This window comes from Microbacterium trichothecenolyticum (assembly GCF_030818955.1).
In the GTDB taxonomy this organism is placed as follows: domain Bacteria; phylum Actinomycetota; class Actinomycetes; order Actinomycetales; family Microbacteriaceae; genus Microbacterium; species Microbacterium trichothecenolyticum_B.
The window spans coordinates 3,717,329-3,735,270 of record NZ_JAUTBF010000001.1 but is presented as its reverse complement, the minus strand read 5'-3'; the positions used below and the strand labels follow the sequence as shown (position 1 = coordinate 3,735,270).

At 69.8% G+C, this 17,942-nt stretch carries 14 protein-coding genes, 1 tRNA gene and 2 pseudogenes; 11 read left to right on the top strand and 6 right to left on the bottom strand.

Translation table 11 applies throughout. The features are described 5' to 3' along the window. The 3 genes from ppk1 to QE412_RS17630 all read left to right on the top strand — a co-directional run. On the top strand, positions 1-1,101 hold a 1,101-nt coding region (ppk1, locus tag QE412_RS17640), incomplete at its 5' end, for a polyphosphate kinase 1 (protein WP_307486929.1). Further along, positions 1,098-2,036: an NUDIX hydrolase gene (locus QE412_RS17635; RefSeq protein WP_307486927.1), complete on the top strand. Its 939-nt coding sequence runs from the start codon at positions 1,098-1,100 to the stop codon at positions 2,034-2,036. The genes ppk1 and QE412_RS17635, both read left to right, overlap by 4 nt. A gap of 14 nt (positions 2,037-2,050) precedes the next feature. Continuing rightward, positions 2,051-2,533: a hypothetical protein gene (locus QE412_RS17630; RefSeq protein ID WP_307486925.1), complete on the top strand. Its 483-nt coding sequence runs from the start codon at positions 2,051-2,053 to the stop codon at positions 2,531-2,533. A 51-nt stretch (positions 2,534-2,584) separates the two neighbouring features. Here QE412_RS17630 and QE412_RS17625 read toward each other — a convergent pair whose 3' ends face one another. Then, positions 2,585-3,883, bottom strand: coding sequence for a M1 family metallopeptidase (locus tag QE412_RS17625; RefSeq protein WP_307486922.1), 1,299 nt, complete (start codon positions 3,881-3,883; stop codon positions 2,585-2,587). Then, a complete protein-coding gene (locus QE412_RS17620; protein WP_307486919.1) occupies positions 3,880-7,818 on the bottom strand; it encodes a Pls/PosA family non-ribosomal peptide synthetase in 3,939 nt (1,312 codons plus the stop codon). Before QE412_RS17620 ends, QE412_RS17625 begins: the two co-directional genes overlap by 4 nt. A gap of 159 nt (positions 7,819-7,977) precedes the next feature. Between QE412_RS17620 and QE412_RS17615 the strand changes: the two genes are divergently transcribed. From QE412_RS17615 to pstB, 4 genes are all read left to right on the top strand, one after another. Then, positions 7,978-9,105, top strand: a complete 1,128-nt coding sequence (locus QE412_RS17615) for a phosphate ABC transporter substrate-binding protein PstS (RefSeq protein WP_307486917.1) — start codon at positions 7,978-7,980, stop codon at positions 9,103-9,105. Between the two features lie 156 nt (positions 9,106-9,261). Further along, positions 9,262-10,281 (top strand): phosphate ABC transporter permease subunit PstC, encoded by a 1,020-nt coding sequence (pstC, locus tag QE412_RS17610; protein WP_307486914.1) that lies wholly within the window; start codon positions 9,262-9,264, stop codon positions 10,279-10,281. Continuing rightward, entirely contained in the window at positions 10,278-11,360 is a 1,083-nt protein-coding gene (gene pstA / locus QE412_RS17605) for a phosphate ABC transporter permease PstA (protein ID WP_307486911.1), read from the top strand. The genes pstC and pstA overlap by 4 nt, the downstream gene beginning before the upstream one ends. Before the next feature lie 18 nt (positions 11,361-11,378). Continuing rightward, complete coding sequence (pstB, locus tag QE412_RS17600) at positions 11,379-12,158, top strand: phosphate ABC transporter ATP-binding protein PstB (RefSeq protein ID WP_307486909.1); 780 nt, start codon at positions 11,379-11,381, stop codon at positions 12,156-12,158. Between the two features lie 51 nt (positions 12,159-12,209). On the opposite strand, the gene QE412_RS17595 is transcribed toward pstB, so the two are convergent. From QE412_RS17595 to sigK, 4 genes and pseudogenes are all read right to left on the bottom strand, one after another. Then, positions 12,210-13,094, bottom strand: a complete 885-nt coding sequence (locus tag QE412_RS17595; protein ID WP_307486907.1) for an aminodeoxychorismate lyase — start codon at positions 13,092-13,094, stop codon at positions 12,210-12,212. 290 nt (positions 13,095-13,384) lie between these two features. Further along, positions 13,385-14,023, bottom strand: coding sequence for a DNA-directed RNA polymerase subunit beta (locus tag QE412_RS17590; protein WP_307486905.1), 639 nt, complete (start codon positions 14,021-14,023; stop codon positions 13,385-13,387). Positions 14,024-14,072: 49 nt separating this feature from the next. Then, a complete protein-coding gene (locus tag QE412_RS17585) occupies positions 14,073-14,876 on the bottom strand; it encodes an anti-sigma factor (RefSeq protein WP_307486903.1) in 804 nt (267 codons plus the stop codon). Then, a pseudogene (sigK, locus tag QE412_RS17580) lies at positions 14,873-15,476 on the bottom strand (ECF RNA polymerase sigma factor SigK). Before sigK ends, QE412_RS17585 begins: the two are co-directional and overlap by 4 nt. 304 nt (positions 15,477-15,780) lie before the next feature. Here sigK and QE412_RS17575 point away from each other — a divergent pair. The 4 genes and pseudogenes from QE412_RS17575 to QE412_RS17830 all read left to right on the top strand — a co-directional run. Next, a complete protein-coding gene (locus QE412_RS17575) occupies positions 15,781-16,449 on the top strand; it encodes a fasciclin domain-containing protein (RefSeq protein ID WP_307486901.1) in 669 nt (222 codons plus the stop codon). A gap of 12 nt (positions 16,450-16,461) precedes the next feature. After that, positions 16,462-17,124 carry an iron chelate uptake ABC transporter family permease subunit gene (locus QE412_RS17835; RefSeq protein WP_373426586.1) on the top strand — a complete coding sequence of 221 codons (663 nt, stop codon included), beginning with the start codon at positions 16,462-16,464 and terminating at the stop codon, positions 17,122-17,124. Next, positions 17,087-17,162: transfer RNA gene (locus QE412_RS17570), tRNA-Lys, on the top strand. The genes QE412_RS17835 and QE412_RS17570 overlap by 38 nt, the downstream gene beginning before the upstream one ends. A gap of 470 nt (positions 17,163-17,632) precedes the next feature. Continuing rightward, a pseudogene (locus tag QE412_RS17830) lies at positions 17,633-17,893 on the top strand (recombinase family protein); the annotation flags it as partial. Between the last annotated feature and the right edge of the window lie 49 nt (positions 17,894-17,942).

Below are 17,942 nucleotides of genomic sequence, written 5' to 3'. Positions count from 1 at the left end.
CGCGCCGACCTGTTCGGCGCCATCCGCAAGAACGACGTGCTCGTGCACCACCCGTACGAGTCGTTCGCCACGAGCGTGCAGGCCTTCCTCGAGCAGGCCGCGCGCGACCCGCACGTGCTCGCGATCAAGCAGACCCTCTACCGCACCTCCGGCGACAGCCCCATCGTGCAGGCGCTCATCGACGCCGCCGAGGCCGGTAAGCAGGTGCTCGCCCTCGTCGAGGTCAAGGCCCGGTTCGACGAGGCCAACAACATCGTCTGGGCGCGCAAGCTCGAAAAAGCCGGCGTGCACGTGGTCTACGGTCTCGTGGGGCTGAAGACCCACTGCAAGCTCGCCCTCGTCATCCGTGAAGAAGAGGGGCGCCTGCGCCACTACAGCCACGTCGGCACGGGCAACTACAACCCGAAGACGAGCCGTATCTACGAAGACTTCGGCCTCTTCACGGTCGACGACCAGGTGGGCCGCGACCTCACCCGCCTGTTCAACGAGCTCAGCGGCTACGCGATCGAGAAGAAGTTCAAGCGACTGCTCGTGGCCCCGCTGCACCTGCGCAAGGGGCTGCTGCGGCACATCGACAAGGAGCGTCGTAACGCCCTCGAGGGCAAGCCCTCGGGCGTACGCATCAAGGTCAACTCGATGGTCGACGAGCAGATCATCGACGCCCTGTACCGCGCCAGTCAGGCCGGTGTTCCGGTGGAGGTGTGGGTGCGCGGCATCTGCTCGATCAAGCCGGGCGTTCCCGGTATGAGCGAGAACATCACGGTGCGCTCGATCCTCGGTCGCTACCTCGAGCACTCGCGGATCTTCTCGTTCGCCAACGACGGCGACCCGCAGGTGTTCATCGGCAGCGCCGACATGATGCACCGCAACCTGGACCGTCGGGTCGAGGCGCTCGTGCGCGTCGTGGACCCGGGCCAGGTGAACGAGCTCACCGCGCTGTTCGATCTGGCGATGGACGACGGCACCAGTTCGTGGCACCTGGGCTCGGACGGAGAATGGACCCGTCACAGCGTCGACGCCGCCGGCGCGCCCCTCATCGACCTGCAGGAGCACACGATGGCCCTCGTTCAGCGCAAGCGCCGCGCCCGGGCGGCGCGGTGACGGAGACCGCGGTCTATGCCGCCGGCGGCGTCGTATGGCGCATCGTCGAGGGCAAGCTGCGCGTCCTGCTCATCCACCGCACCAAGTATCGCGACCTGACGCTGCCCAAGGGCAAGGTCGAACCCGGCGAGACCCTCGCCGAGACCGCCGTGCGCGAGATCCGCGAAGAGACCGGCATCCGGGTCTCGCTGGGTGTGCCCGTGGGGGTCTCGCGATACAAGATGCCCAGTTCACGCACGAAGATCGTGCACTATTGGGCGGCCGAGGCGACCGACGCGGCCGTGCGCACCTCATCGTTCGTGCCCAACAAAGAAGTGGCCGCGATCGAGTGGATGAGCGTGAAGAAGGCGCGCAAGAACCTCAGCTACCCGGTCGACATCGAGATCCTCGACGAGTTCTCACGGCTCATCGACGAGCGCGCGCTGCCGACGTTCCCGCTCATCGCGCTCCGGCACGGCAAGGCCCGCCCCCGCGACGAGTGGGAGGGCGCCGACACCGACCGTCCGCTGACCACCCGTGGACGTCGCCAGGCCGAAGCCATCGTCGGTCCGCTGCTGGCGTACGGTGTGCGCCGCATCGTGTCGAGCCCGGCGGAGCGGTGCGTCCGCACCGTCACGCCGCTCTCGCACGCGCTGGGGCAGCGTATTCAGATGAGCGGGGCGATCAGCCAGGACGCCTGGGAGCAAGGCCGCTCGGATGCCCGGTCCGTCATCGGCGAACGGGTCCGTGCGCGTAAGCCCGTCGTGCTCGCCAGTCACGGTCCGGTGCTGCCCGACATCCTGCAAGAGGTGGCGCTCGCGACCGGCACCATGCGCGGGGCGTACCTGGGGAGCTCGTCGTCGCTCGAACCCGGCGGCTTCTCTGTCATCCACATCCCGGTGGCGCACCCCGGCGCCGGCATCGTCGCGATCGAGACGCACGAGCCGCCCGTGTGAACGGGGCCGGTGGAGTGCGTGTCGCCTGGCGCATCGTCTCCGCCGGGGCAGACCGCCGCGAGGTGTCGCGTTCGCTGCTGACCGAGCTCCTGCCCGGAGCTCGCCTGTCGTCGAGATGCTCGCGGTGCGGCGGCGACCACGGTCGCGTCCGCGTGTCGGGGGCGGAGGTCACGGCATCCGTCTCCTACGCGAGCGGATGGGCGATCGTCGCCGTCCGTGACGGCGACCAGCGGGTGGGAATCGACGCCGTGGCCGCCGATGCGACGGGCCTCGACCGTGTGCTGCCGGGCGCGGACGCGCGCACATGGGCGCGGGTCGAGGCGGTGCTGAAGGCCGACGGACGCGGGCTCGCGGTCGATCCCGCGCGAGTGCGGATCGTCGAGCGCGCTGACGGCGAGTGGAGCTCGACGATCGACGGCGCGGCGGCGGGCGTCGGATTCGACGTCGAGGCACCGCCCGGCGTCGTCGTGGCGGTCGCGGTGGCTTCCGCAAGCTGACCGGCGCAGGAGCGACCCGGGAGCATCGTCACCCTCGCGCGATTCGCACCGTCACGGCCGCGCCGGCAGCGCGGTGCGGTCGATCCACTCCGACAGCACCGCGGCGGCATCCGCTCCCCCGGCCCGGCTGACGGCCGCGCGGAAATCGTCGGTCGTCGCGAGCGCGTGGCGGTGCTGCGCGGACCACGAGCGCAGCAACGCGAAGAACCCGTCGTCGCCCAGCGCACGCCGCACGGCGTGCAGGGCCAGGGCCCCGCGCTTGTAGACGCGGTCGTCGAACATGTCGTCGGGTCCCGGGTCGACCAGCAGCAGATCGCGGGGTTTGGCCGCGAGGCGCGCGTAGTGGTCGGCGACGCAAGACGCCACCGAGGGCCCGCCCGACGCCTGCGACCACAACCACTCGGCGTAGCACGCGAAGCCCTCGTTCAACCAGATGTCGCTCCAGCGACCGATGCCCACGCTGTTGCCGAACCACTGGTGGGCCAGCTCGTGAGCGACGAGCCGCTGGGCGGCGGGAACGAGGTGGTTCATCCCGAACACCGCGAGTCCCTGCGCCTCGAGCGGGATCTCCAGCTCGTCGGCGGTGACGACCAGCGTGCACGCCTCCTGCGGGTACGGCCCGAACGCGCGGTCGAAGACGCGAAGCATCTCGGGTACGGCGGCGAAGGCGCGATCGACCGCCGCGGTCAGTCCGGGCGGGGCGGCGATGCCGACCGGCGGAACGACCCCGACGCCGCTCCCCGCCAGCGAGCGAGTGCGGTACCGGCCCACGTGCACCGCCGCCAGATAGGTCGCGGTCGGTACGGCGGAGGTGAAGACGGTGGTCACCCGCCCGCCGCGACGGGTGCTCGGCCCCGCCACCCCGGTCGCGGCGACGGTGTAGCCGTCGTCGACCGTGACCTCCAGACGCATGGACGCGCGGTTGTCGGGGCGATCGTTGCAGGGGAACCACGTGGGAGCGCCGATCGGCTGACCGGCGACGAGGGCGCCGTCGGTGAGCTCCTCCCACCCGACCGTGCCCCACCGGGAACGGCGCGGAGCGGGGGCACCGGCGTACGCCACCTCGACCTCGAACCGCTCCCCGGCCGCGATAGCGCGAGGGGCGGTGACGCGGAGCACGCGCGGGCCGGCCGCGAAGCGGACCGACGCACCGTCGACCCGCACCCGCGAGGTTCGCAGCCCCACGAGGTCGAGGGCGAACGAGGTCAGCGGCTCCCGCGCGACGGCGGTGATGGTCGCCGTGCCCTCGAGCCGGTTCGTACGCACGCGGTAGCCGAGCACGAGGTCGTACGCTCGCACGTCGTACGAGGCGTCACCGCTGTGCGGGGCGTAGGGATCGGTGCCGCTCACGTCGTCGACTGGTACGCGCGAACCTTCACCGCGCGCCAGGGGCCGATGGGGTTGCCGCTCCACCGCGAGCCCACCGGCACGGTCTCGCCGCGCATGACCAGCGAGGCGGGACCCACGGTCGCGTGAGCACCGAGGGTGGAGGCCGGAAGGACCACGCTGTGCGGGCCGAGGGTGGCCCCGGGTTCCAGCTCGACGGTATCCATGCTCATGATTCGATCATGGAACAAGTGCGTCTGCACGACGCACCCGCGGTTGACCGTCGAAGCCGCCCCCAACGTCACCAGATCGGGCTCGGGCAGCCAGTAGCTCTCGCACCATACGCCGGTACCGATGCGGGCCCCGAGGCTGCGCAACCACACCGCCAGCGCGGGCGTCCCGGCGGCCGCGCGGGCGAACCACGGAGCCGCCACCATCTCGGTGAACGTGTCGGACACCTCGGTGCGCCACACGAAACTCGACCACAGGGGCTGCTCGCCGGCACGGATCACCCCGACGATCGCCCACTTCGCCGCGGTCGAGATCGCCGCCGCGACCGCTCCCGCGGCCAAGAGCACGACGCCCGACAGAAGCAGCGTCCAGACCGGCCCGACAGCCTCCCACAAGCCGGCGAGCGCGAACAGCACCCCCGAGCCGATGCCGCAGGTGACGACGACGGGCACGAAACGACAGAGCTCCCAGAGCGTCCGCGCCAGGCGTAGCGCCGCCGTCGGGCGGTACGTGCGCGACTCGTCGCCCTCGGCCGACAGGCGCCGCAGGCGCACCGCGGGCGAGCCGAGCCACGACGACCCGGCCTTGGCCTTGACCGGCGCGGCCGACAGCACGGCGACGAGTCCGTCGCGGGGCACACGGTGCCCGGGCGCGGCCATTCCGGAGTTGCCGAGGAAGGCGCGCTTGCCGATGCGCACCGGCCCGATGCGCATCCACCCGGCGCGCAGTTCGTAGGAGGCCACCATGGTGTCGTCGGCGAGGAACGCGCCGTCTTCGATGCGCGTCATCGAGGGAATGAGCAGCACGGTTGATGCCTCGACGTCACGGCCCACCTCGGCACCGAGCAATCGCAGCCAGACGGGGGTGAACAGCGACGAGTACAGCGGGAAGAGGATGGTGCGGGCGGCATCCAGAAGCCTCTCGATGCTCCACGCCTGCCACGCGACACGGCTGCGCACCGGGTGGGTCCCCTCCCTCAGCCCGAGTGAGAGCACGCGCACGAGAAGGACCACGGATGCCGCGAACACGAGGCCCGTGACCGCGACGGCCGGGACGAGCCAGGCGAAGGCCCACCCCGCGGCTTCGGCGAGCGATCCCGCCCCGCGGATGCCCTGGGCGATGACCAGCCCGCCCACGGTGAACGCGGCCAGCGGCAGCAGGGCGAGCACGACGGCCGAGGCCGCGTAGGCCCACAACCAGCGGGTGGGCGCGGGCGGACGCTCCATCGGCCACCCCTTCGCCGTGCCTCCGACGCGGACGGCGGGCGACCCGGCCCACGATTGGTCGGCCTTCACCCGGCCGAACACCGCGGAGCCGGGGGCGATCTCGGCGCGGCGCCCGATGCGGGTTCCCGGCGCCAGGGTCGAGCGCGCCCCGACGGTGGCATCGGCCCCGATGCGCACCTCGCCGATGCGCACGAGGTCACCGTCGATCCAGTACCCCGTCAGATCGACCTCGGGCTCGATCGAGGCGCCGTCGCCGACGACGAGCATGCCCGTGACAGGCGGCAGGGCGTGCAGGTCGACGTTGCGACCGATGCGCGCACCGAGCGCCCGGGCGTAGTACGACACCCACGGCGCTCCGGCCAGGCCCACGGCATCCACCTGGTCGGCGATCTGCTCGGCCAGCCAGAGCCGGACGTGCACCCAACCCCCGCGCGGGTAGTCGCCCGGCCGCACGCCCGCGAGAAGGAGACGAGCGGATGCCACGGCGATCGCCATGCGTCCGAACGGCGTCGCGAACAGCAGCAGCCCGACCACCAGCACCGGCCACGGGACAGACGGCAGCACCTCGAAACCCGGCAGGAGCCGCAGGATCGCCGAGGCGGTGAGCAGGTACAGCAGCCATCGCACACCCGCGAGCACGAAGAGCGGGGCACCGAGAAGCGTCTGCGCCCACTGGGTCGTGCGCGGCGTCGGGGCAGGGCGGTGGAACTGCGCGGGCGTCTCGTCGGCCAGCTGGGGACCGAGCGCCTTGGCCATCGCTCCCAGGCGCGGGACGTCGTAGATGTCGGCGACCGAGAACTCGGGCACGCGTGCGCGGATGCGCGAGACGAGCTGCGCGGCGGCGAGGGAGCCGCCGCCGAGGTCGAAGAAGTCGGCCTTGCGCTCGGTGACGGGAAGGCCCAGTACGGCCTGCCACTGCGCGGCCAACCAGGCCTCGTCGGCCGAGAAGTCGGTCGCGGCCGGCATATCGGCACCCGGCAGCGGCCACGGCAGTGCGGCACGGTCGACCTTGCCCGACGTGCGCACCGGCAGAGCATCGACGACGCCGAGCAACGGGATGGTCGCCGCCGGGAGGCGTTGCGCGAGGGCGGTGCGCGCCGCGGCACGGTCGAGCTCGACGCCTTCGTCCATCACGAGGTAGCCCACGAGCACGGGAACCCCTGCCCCGGTGGTGCGCACCGCGACGGTCGCCGCGCTCACCCCGGCCAGGTCTTGCAGGGCGGACTCGACCTCGCCCAGCTCGATGCGCCGACCACCCACCTTGACCTGGTCGTCGGCGCGCCCCTGGAACACCAGGCCCTCGGGCTCGAAGCGCACGAGGTCGCCGGAACGGTAGGCGCGTTCCCAACCGAGAGTCGGCATGGGCGCGTACTTCTCGGCATCCTTCGCGGGGTCGAGATACCGCGCCAGTCCGACGCCGCCGATGATGAGCTCGCCCACTTCGCCCTCGGCGACGGGCCGGCCCTCGGCATCCACGACCGCCAGGGCCCAGCCGTCCAAGGGCAGGCCGATGCGCACCGGCAGTGTGCCATCGAGCGGGGCGGCGCACGCGACGACGGTGGCCTCGGTGGGTCCGTAGGTGTTCCAGACCTCGCGCCCGTCGGCCACCAGACGAGCGGCCAGTTCGGGCGGGCACGCCTCGCCACCGAAGATGAGCAGGCGCACGTTCTCGATCGAGTCGGCGGGCCACATCGCCGCGAGCGTGGGCACGGTCGACACGACCGTGATGCCCTGGCGAAGGAGCCAGGGCGCGAGGTCCTCGCCCGAGCGTACGAGCGAGCGGGGCGCGGGCACGAGGCATGCGCCGTGCCCCCACGCCAGCCACATCTCCTCGCACGAGGCGTCGAACGCCACCGAGAGACCGGCGAGCACGCGGTCGCCGGGGCCCAGCGGCTCGTCCCGCAGGAAGATGCGCGCCTCCGCCTCCACGAACGCCGCGGCGCAGCGGTGCGTGACCGCCACCCCCTTCGGCACGCCCGTCGAGCCCGAGGTGAAGATGATCCAGGCGTCGTCCTCGACCGTGGGCGGTGCCACCACGGGTACCGCGTTCGTACTCGGGTGCGGAGCGTCGCCGTCGTAGAGACGGACGAGGCAATCGTCCGCGGCGATGAACTCGCCGTCGCCCGCGACGATGCCCTTCACCGCCGCCTCTGCGAACACCAGCCGTGCGCGCTCGTCGGGGTCGTCGGCATCCACCGGCACGTACGCGGCGCCGGCGGCCATGACCGCCAGGATCGACACGTACAGCTCTTTCGAGCCCGACGGCATCCGCACACCCACACGGTCGCCGCGACGAACACCCGCCTCGTGCAGGGCCGCAGCCGTGCGCCACACGCGAGCGAGCAGCTCGCGGTAGCTGAGGGCTCCCGAGCCGTCGTCGATCGCGGAGGCTTCCGGATGCCGTGCGGCGACGTCGGCGAGCAGATCGATGAGCGTGCGCGCGGGCGCCGCGGCAGCACGTCGGTCGAGCGGAGCCTGTGCAGCGGGGGCAGGAGTCGTCACGGGGGTGAACAGTACAACGCCCAGGAAAACACCCCGGACAGGCCACCCCGGTTCACCTGCCGTTCACCCACGCAGCGCAGTCTCTTAAGAGTCGCTGTTTACCGTTCACGACGAACCCTGCACCGGGTTCCTGTTCCCGACATGCGAAGGATTCACCTCGTGAAGATCTCCCGACTCGCCCAGCTGGGCACCGTGGCCGCCGTGGCCTCCCTGACCCTCGCCGGCTGCGCCGGCCCCTCGGGCTCCGGTGGTGCCGCCGGCACCTCGGCCTCCCCCACGTCCGCCGATGTGGCGTTCACGATCGACCCCAACCTCTCGGGCACGATCACCGCCGGAGGCTCGAGCGCCCAGTCCAACGCGCAGGCCGCGTGGACCAGCGCCTACAACGCCCAGGCGAAGGGCGTCACGATCAACTACGACAAGTCGCAGGGCTCCGGCGGCGGTGTCACCAACTTCCTGAGCGGCGCGTACGACTTCGCCGGCTCCGACTCGCCGCTGAACGCCGACCAGACCTCGCAGTCGAAGGCGCTGTGCACCGAGGGCGGCGTCAACATCCCCGTCTACCTCGACGGCGTCGCGATCATCTTCAACATCCCCGGTGTCAGCTCGCTGAAGCTCTCGGGTGAGACGATCGCCAAGATCTTCGCGCTGCAGATCACCGACTGGTCCGACCCGGCCATCACCGCCGACAACGGCACCGCGCTCCCCGCCGGCGCCATCACGACCGTCGCCCGCTCGGACGGCTCGGGCACCACGCAGAACTTCACCAACTACCTCGCGGCGACGCAGTCGTCGGTCTGGTCCTTCCCCGCGGGCAAGGACTGGCCGGTCGAGGGCAACGTCTCGAAGCAGAAGGGCGGCTCCGGCGTCGTCGAGGCCGTCAAGGCCGGCTCCGGCACCATCGGCTACGCCGACCACTCGGCCATCGGCGACCTGAAGTCGGTCGCGGTCATCCAGGACGGCACCGCGCTGCCCTACAGCGCCGAGGCCGTGTCGAAGACGTTCGAGCTCGCCGCCGTCGATGCCAGCAACGGCGTTCCGGGCGACCTGTCGAAGAAGTTCGACTACTCCAAGCTCACCGCCGAGACCTACCCGATCCCGCTGGTGTCGTACGCCATCACCTGCTCGACGTTCAAGGACACCAAGCAGTCCGAGCTGGTGAAGTCGTACCTCGGCTTCGTCACGAGCACCCTCGGTCAGCAGGTCGCGGCGAAGAACGCCGGTTCGGCCCCGCTGCCCGACTCGGTCCTCTCGGCTGCCGCCAAGACCCTCTCGGCCATCAAGTAAACATCTGTCGGACTCGGCCCGGCTCGCACGCTCCGTGCGGGCCGGGCCGGGCTGATCGGAGCGATCGATCACGATCGGGCGTTCCGCTGAGCCGAATCCTCACAGAACACCCGACCGAGGAGCACCCCATGACCCGTGCCGAGCGTGAGGTCCCACGTGACTGACACCGTCGCTGACACAGAGACCGCCCCGTCGTCCCCGCCGGCGCCCCGATCGAGCATCGTCGGCACGCGCCGCGTCGGCGACACCGTCTTCCTCGGCCTGTCGACCACGGCGGCCGTGTCGATCATGCTCATCCTGGCCGGCGTCGCGATCTTCCTGATCCTGCGAGGCCTGCCGGCCATCACGGCCAACTGGAGCGAGGGCGACCTCGCCGGTTACCAGAACGGGGCGTGGACGAACTTCTGGGATTACGTCGGACCGCTGCTGTTCGGCAGCATCTGGGCCGCCCTGATCGCCATGGTCATCGGTGCCCCCGTCGCCATCGGCATCGCCCTGTTCATCTCGCACTACGCTCCGCGCAAGGTCGCGGGAGCCCTCGGCTACATCGTCGACCTGCTGGCCGCGGTCCCCTCGATCGTGTTCGGCCTCTGGGGCATCATCGTGATGCGCCCCCTGCTGCTGCCCGTGAGCGACTTCCTCAACGAATACCTCGGCTGGATCCCGCTGTTCCAGGGCCCGGTGTCGACGACCGGTTCGACGATGTTCACCGGTGGTGTGGTGCTCGCTGTCATGATCCTGCCGATCGTGACGTCGATCACCCGCGAGATCTTCCTGCAGACCCCGCGCCTGCACGAGGAAGCCGCTCTCGCCCTCGGCGCCACGCGGTGGGAGATGATCCGCCTGGCCGTCTTCCCCTACGCCCGCAGCGGCATGGTGTCGGCGACGCTCCTGGGCCTGGGGCGCGCGCTCGGTGAGACGATGGCGATCGCGCTCATCATCTCGCCCAGCCTCATCTACTCGGTGCTGCTGCTGACCGACGGGTACAACTCCCAGACGATCGCCGCCAATATCGCGCTGAACTTCCCCATCGCCACCGACCTGCAGCGTTCCGCCCTGATCGGTACGGGCCTGATGCTGTTCGTCGTCTCGCTCGCGGTCAACATGTTCGCGCGCTACATCATCGCCGCGACGGGCCCGGGCGCCAAGGGCCGCAAGAAGGGAAAGCGCTCGTGACCGCCTCCGCTCCCTCCGCTCCGCTCGCGCTGACGAGCGGCCGACTCCCGCGGTTCATCGAGCCCGCGCTGCTCGCCGGCGTCGCCGTCGTGATCGCCGCGCTGCAACTGATCATGGGCGAGTTCAACGTCGCCACCTGGCTGATCTTCTCGGCCCTGGTGTACCTGATCGCGATCGGCATCGGCTCCTCGATCGTCGAGAACCGTCGCAAGGCCGTCGACCGGGTCGTGCGCGGCCTCGTCACCGTCGCCTTCCTGCTCGCCGTCGCACCCCTCGTGTCGACCCTGTACACGGTCGTGTCCAAGGGCCTCGCGGTGGTCAACTGGCAATTCATCACGCAGGTGGGGGGCACCTCGTTCGATCCGAACACCCTCGAGGTCGTCGCCACCGCCGGCGCGTGGCAGGCGATCGCGGGAACGCTCATCATCACGGGCATCGCCGCGCTCATCTCGGTGCCGATCGGCATCCTGGCAGCCGTCTACCTCGTCGAGTACGCCCAGCCGAGCAATCCGCTGCGGCGTGCGATCACCTTCCTCGTCGACGTGATGACGGGTATCCCCTCGATCGTTGCCGGTCTGTTCGCGTTCTCGCTGTTCAGCCTGATCGTCGGACCCAAGGCGTTCAGCGGGTTCTCGGCATCCATCGCCCTGTGCGTGCTGATGATCCCTATCGTCATCCGCTCCACCGAGGAGATGCTGCGCCTGGTTCCGGCCGACCTCCGCGAGGCCTCTCTCGCGCTCGGCGTGCCCCGGTCGGCGACGATCGTCAAGGTCGTGCTGCGCACCGCGGCTTCGGGCATCATCACCGGCGTGGTCCTCGCGGTGGCTCGCGTGGTCGGTGAGACGGCGCCGATCTTCATCGCCGCGAGCTTCACCGACAATTTCAACGCCAATCCGTTCGAGGGCCCGATGCAGACCCTCCCCGTCATGGCCTACACCGCGTACAGCTTCCCCGGCCAGGACATCGACGCCTCTCAGGCCCAGGCCTGGGGTGCGGCATTCCTGCTGGTCGTCCTCGTCGTCATCTTCAACCTGATCGCCCGGGTCGTCGCGGCCGTGTTCGCGCCGAAGTCCCGCTGAGCGAGGAAAGGCACTCCCGTGTCCAAGAGCATCGAGGTCCAGGACCTCAACGTCTACTACAGCGACTTCCTCGCGGTCGAGGGCGTCTCCATCGACATCGAGCCCCGCTCGGTCACCGCCTTCATCGGTCCGTCGGGCTGCGGCAAGTCCACGTTCCTGCGCACCCTCAACCGCATGCACGAGGTGATCCCCGGCGGCCGGGTCGAGGGGCGCGTGCTCATCGACGGCGACGACCTCTACGGACCGGGCGTCGACCCGGTGCTGGTGCGTCGCCACGTCGGCATGGTCTTCCAGCGCCCGAACCCGTTCCCCACGATGTCGATCCGCGAGAACGTGCTGGCCGGCGCGAAGCTCAACGACAAGCGCATGGCCAAGAGCGACGCCGACGCCCTCGTCGAGAAGTCGCTGCAGGGCGCGAACCTCTGGAACGAGGTCAAGGACCGTCTCGACAAGCCCGGCGGCGGCCTGTCCGGTGGTCAGCAGCAGCGTCTGTGCATCGCCCGCGCGATCGCCGTCTCTCCCGACGTGCTGCTGATGGACGAGCCCTGCTCGGCGCTCGACCCCATCTCGACCTTCGCGATCGAGGAGCTCATCTCGGAGCTGAAGAACGACTACACGATCGTGATCGTGACCCACAACATGCAGCAGGCCTCGCGCGTCAGCGACAAGACGGCGTTCTTCAACATCGCCGGCACCGGCAAGCCCGGCAAGCTCATCGAGTACAACGACACCTCGGCGATCTTCACCGCACCGTCGGTGCAGGCCACCGAGGACTACGTCTCCGGCCGCTTCGGATAAGCCGCTCCCCCACGAAGGCCCCGCCCCGGCGGGGCCTTCGTGGTTCCCGCGTCAGTCGCGGGGAGCGAGCAAGTAGGCGTTGATCTCGGCGGTGAGCGCCCGGTCGATGCTCTTGTCGCGGCCGTCGACGCTCGCGATCGGGGCCGCCAGCCGCACGCTCGACAGGAGCCACGCGGCATCCGCGGTCTCGAGGTCGGCGATCGGCACGTTCTCGTATGCGGTATCGAAACCGCGGGTCTCGAGGTGGGCGAACAGGCTCAGCTGCGTCGTGCCGTGCAGGATGCCGGCCTGCGGCGCCGGCGTCACGAAGCGGTCACCGACACGCAAGACCACGGATGCCGTGGGCGCCTCGAGCACGAAACCATCACTGGTCGCGAAGACGGCGTCGTCGGCACCGCGGCGGTGCGCCTCGCGGATGGCGGCCATGTTCGTGGCGTACGACAGGGTCTTGGCCCCCAGCAGCAGCCACGGAGCGCGCGCGGGAACGTCGAGGGTGTATCCCCGGTCCAGGGTGACGACGCGCACGCCGTCGCGACGAGCGCGCGCGCTGTCGGGCGCCGTGGCCAGGGTGACCCACGCGGTGGGGGCGGGCCCCTGGTCGAGACCGCGACTGAGGATGAGCTTGATGACGTTCTCGCCGGGGCCGGCCTCGACGGCGATCCGCTCGATGGCGGCCCGCCACTGGGCGAGGTTCGGTGCCGGCAAGTCGCAGAGGCCGGCGGAATGCGCGAGACGCGCGAGGTGCGGGCCCACCTCTTGCACGTGCCCGTCGACGACGCCCAGCGACTCGAAGATGCCGTCGCCGCGCTGCGCGCTCAGATCTCCGATGAGGACCGCGGGCGCCCCGGGGTCGATCATCGTGATCGTGTCGGCGAAGTCCGTCCTCCGATCGTCGGATGCCACGGGGTCGATCGAGACAGCGGAGCGCCAAGCCATGCAGCGAGCCTACGCCGAGGCACCGACACGCCCGGGCCGTGTCAACGGGGGACGCGGAGGGAATGTGTCGCGGGGTCGCTTGTTACACTCTTCTAGCCGGGCCGCAGTAACCCCGGGCTCCATCTTCTGCCGCTATGAGCGGCCTTGCGCCGAGAGGCGTTCTGCGGTCCGGCGCTTTTCTTTTCGCAGGTCGTCTGTGCGCCGCCCTCACGCGGGCGCCCACCACGGGGAGTCAGCGGCAGTTCTGCCGACGCAGCGTCCCGCGGGTCGATCGCCGCCCGGGAAGCGCCTCAGGACAGTGCGTCTCGGCGCCACAACGATGCCGCGGCCGCGAGGTCGTCGGCGTACGTCGACAGGCGCAGCGCCCGCGTGGTCAATGCCGTCGCCCGCTCCGACTCGGTGTTCTCGTAGTCGTCGGCGAGGTGGGTGGAGCCGGCCGCCTGAACGCGGCAGAACGCCGCGGCACGATCGAGGGCGACGGCGAAATCGCCCTCGAAGAGCCCCCGGAGGATCGTGTCGATCAGCTGCACCAGTTCTTCCGGTCCGGCGGGGGCCGGCGCCCCGGCCACCACGGGATCGACCGTCGTCATCTCGACGCGTCCACGCTCGTACAGCAGGGCCGCGGTCGCTGCGTCGTCGTGGATCATCAGCTGCAGCAGGTACAGCCGCCACAGCGCGCCCGGGAGTGAGCGAGCCGGCGAACGCGACCACAGCTCGGCGATGTCGTCGATGCCGTGATCGTCGGTGAAAGCGACCAGGCGTTCGACGACGTCGACCGTCGGGTCTGCACGTACCCGCGAGAGCAGGGCCTGCGCGGTGCTGTGCGCCACGCGCGACACCTCGGCCGGGTCTTCGGCCGAGAACAGACGGTCGAACAGCTCGGCAGGTCGCCGCACCGGCTTGTGGAACTCGCGCGGGGAATCGCTCATCGTCCCAGGCTAGGGCGTCGGCCCTCGCCGAGGGCCGAGCCCCGGCGGCTCAGGCCGTCGCGACCGCGACCACCGGCTCCGTGCTGGGGGTACCGTCTGGCGAGCCTCCCGCGGGCTCGATCGTGACGGCGATGACATCGCCGGCGTGCATCTCGCCGTCGAGAACCGCGACGGCCTTGCCGTCGGCATCCGGTTCGAAGGTGCCCGCGGCGATCGGCGTCTCTCCGCGAACGAACCAGAGTTCGTAGGTCGTTCCCGACGCGAGGGCGGGCATGCCGTCGGTGACCAGCACGCTCTGCCCCGTCGATGGTGACCAGTGCGCCGTCGCGACCGTGCCATCGGCCATGGTGGTCGACGCCGAGCGGGCATCGGGCGCCTGCTCGATCTGCTCCAGCGCGACGACGGCGGCCGGAGGAGCCATCAGCTGCCCCACCGTGACGGCGCCGAAGCCCAGCACGAGGACGGCTGCGACCGAGGCGGCCAACGTGAACCATCGGCGCCGGCCCCACCCGAAGGACGCCGCGGGACGCGGGACGTCGGCCTCGGGATCGACCGGTGCGGGGCCTGCGGCGGCGAAGTCTTCGGCATCGGACTCGAGGGGATCGGCTGCGAAGGCAGGCTGCTCCTGCGGCAGCTCCGAGATCCGGGCGAACAGCGAGGCGCGAACGGACGCCGGCGGCTCGACGGGCTCGATGGTGTCGCTGATGGCGGCTACCGCGTCGGCGGCACGGCGGACATGGAGCTCCCACTGCGGATGTCCCGCCAGAGCCTCCTGGTACGCGCGTTCATCTGCGTCCGACAGCGCGTTGAGCGCGTGACCGGCAGCGAGGTCGGCGAAATCCCTCTCGTTCACTTGTCCACCCCCATCTCCATCCTCAAGCGTGACAATCCGTCGCGCATCCTCGTCTTGATCGTTCCGAGGGGCGCCCCGACGAGGGCAGCGATCTCGCTCTGGCTGTATCCACCGAAGTAGGCCAGGGTGAGTGCTTCTTTCTGCGCGTCGGGGAGCGCCGCCAATGCATCGACGACGCGTCGTCCCTCGATCCTCATCTCGACTTTCTCCGAAACGTCGTCATAGGCGACGTCCATATCGCGCAATCCCGCGCGCACGTCACGATCGACACTCGACTGCGACGACCGCACGCGGTCGACGGCCCGTCGGTGGGCGATCGTGAGAACCCACGATCTTCCTTGCCCTTTGTTCGGAGTGAAACGCGCAGCGGATTGCCAGATCTCCACGAAGACCTCCTGCAGCACCTCTTCGCTCTGCGAACGATCGACGAGCACGCGCAGGATGAGGCCGAAGGCGCGGGCCGGACAGAACGTCGTACAACTCGGTGAACGCGGCGCGATCTCCCGTGGCGGTGCGCTGCAGCAGTTCCCCGACATGGTCGACGTGCTCCGCCCCGTCGTCGGGCAGATCAAAACCGTCGATCACCATGGCATCCATCATTGCCTACCCGTACAAAGACTCACGTATGCGCGCGCGAGCCGATGGTGCGCGTAGGGCGCATCGGGCTGACGGAGCGACCGGGCGAGCGTGATGAAGAAATATTCCGGAGAATATTTATCCTGCGCTGATCTGGGAATTTATGACGCTCGAACCATGCATTCGGCGCCGATCCGCAACATTTCGCAATCCGATCCCCGGGGAGTCCCGAAGACCCTGTGTAAGCCGCTCCACGGCGAACCGCCCCTCGCACCGGGGTGTCCCTGACGGATCGTGAACGCGATCCGAACGATTTCGGAGGAATGTCATGCTCACCAACAAGAAGCCTGTCGTCGCTGGTCTCGCCCTCGTTCTGGGCTCGGCCTTCGCACTCACCGCATGTTCGGGTGGCACCACCTCGGGCGGCTCCACGGCCGAAGAGAGCACCGCGCCCTCCATGGCCGCATCCCCCTCGGCCTCGTCGTCGGCGATGGACCCCGCCGCCAACCTCGTCGGCCCCGGTTGCGCCGACTACGCCGCAGCCGTTCCTTCGGGTGCCGGCTCGGTCGCGGGCATGGCTGCCGACCCGGTCGCCGTCGCCGCATCGAACAACCCGCTGCTCACCACGCTCACCGCGGCTGTCAGCGGCCAGCTGAACCCCGACGTGAACCTCGTCGACACGCTCAACGGCGGCGAGTTCACCGTCTTCGCCCCCGTCGACGACGCGTTCGCCAAGATCGACGCCTCCACCATCGAGGGCCTGAAGACCGACTCCGCCACGCTGACCAAGATCCTCACCTACCACGTGGTCCCCGGCCAGATCGCGCCCGACGAGATCGACGGCACGCACGCCACGGTCGAGGGCCAGGACGTCACCGTCGCCGGCTCGGGCGACTCGATCACGGTCAACGGCACCGCCAACGTCGTCTGCGGTGGCGTCCAGACCGCCAACGCCACGGTGTACCTCATCGACTCGGTGCTGATGCCCCCGATGTAATCCTTCGGATGCGTGAGCTCACGCACCCGACCGATCGATGATCGATCGGAGCAGACGGCGAGCGCCGGACCCCAGGCGAGGGGGTCCGGCGCTCGCTCTGCATGTCGTGTCTTCGCGTCAGTTCGAATCGCCCGCACCGCCGACCAATGGCTGCACGGCAGCCTCGCGGCCACCTCGTTCGCCGACGTCGCCCTGCTGCTCGTCTCGATCGGCATCCTGGGTCTCGTCCTCGCCGTGATCTATCGCGACTTCCGCGCCCTCGAACTCGACGACGAAACCGCCCGCTCCCTCGGCGTGCGCACCGCACGCGTGCGCCTCGCGCTCGTCATCGTCGCGGCGCTGCTGACCGGAACCGCCACCGCCGTCTCGGGACCCATCGGCTTCACCGCCCTCGCCGCGCCGCAGCTGGCCCGCCGCGCGATGGGCACCAGCGGAGTGCCCGTCATCGGCTCGGCCGTGACCGGCGCCACCGTGCTCGTCGTCGCCGACGTGATCGCCCAGCGCGCCCTCGCACCCCTACAGCTCCCGTGGGCCTGCTCACCGCCGCGATCGGCGGCCCCCACCTGTTCTGGATCGTCGCACGAACGCGCCCCGATGAACACGTGCGCCCCGTCAGGGCCGGTAGGGTGGATGCCGAGGGCCTCTAGCTCAGTCGGTAGAGCATCGGACTTTTAATCCGCGGGTCGTGGGTTCGAGCCCCACGGGGCCCACCACGTCAGCGTTACTCGAAATATCGCCGAGAGCGATGTTTACGAGACTCGCTGCCTCGGCAGATACGTCCCCGCCCCTGTTCTCAGGGGCGGTTTTCGTTGGGCTCTCGTACAATTCCCCCGCCGCCATCAGCATGTCGAACGGCTCGTTGAACTCGACGTCCGTGATCTCATCCGCGTATACGTAGATGCGCGAGAAGACCGCCTGATTCAGCATGCGCCGCTGCTCATCCGTTGCATTTGCGTACAACTCGCCCGGGCGCTCGAGAAGCGACAGCGCCGCGTCCAGGTAGTCCACGACGACTGCCAACTTCTGCTCCGTCTTCTCAAGGCGCGCGCTCATCGCGGCTCGGTTTCGCAGGATGGCGTTCATCCGCTTCTGAATCGTCTCGCGTGGAAGCGTGCCATCGGCGGCCAGGTCCAACAGGTTCTCTTCCCGCTGATCGAGCTTCCGCAGATTCTCCGTCAGCTGCGTGTGCAGCGAGCGTGCCGCCGCCGCGTTTGAGCTGTACGCGACGGGCGCGTATAGCATCCCAGCGCTCGCAGATGAGCTTTACCTTCGCGGGCTGAAGACGCGGGCCTCGGCGCGCTGGCCGTCCAAGCAGCTCTCCGACAATCAGCTACTTCGACTCCTCCAGGACCCGTACTATCTGGGCTTCACGCGGTTCAAGGGCAACATCTACCCCGGCCGTCATGACCCGCTCGTTGATGGAGATCTTTTTGGCCGTGTCCAGGAGGTCATCTCTGTTCGTGCCACGGGCGAGCGGCGGCGCATTCATCACC

Excerpts from the sequence above, each read along its gene's own strand:
- QE412_RS17575 (WP_307486901.1), top strand. The coding sequence starts at position 15,781 with ATGCTCACCAACAAGAAGCCTGTCGTCGCTGGTCTCGCCCTCGTTCTG.
- QE412_RS17595 (WP_307486907.1), bottom strand. The coding sequence starts at position 13,094 with ATGGCTTGGCGCTCCGCTGTCTCGATCGACCCCGTGGCATCCGACGAT.
- QE412_RS17590 (WP_307486905.1), bottom strand. The coding sequence starts at position 14,023 with ATGAGCGATTCCCCGCGCGAGTTCCACAAGCCGGTGCGGCGACCTGCC.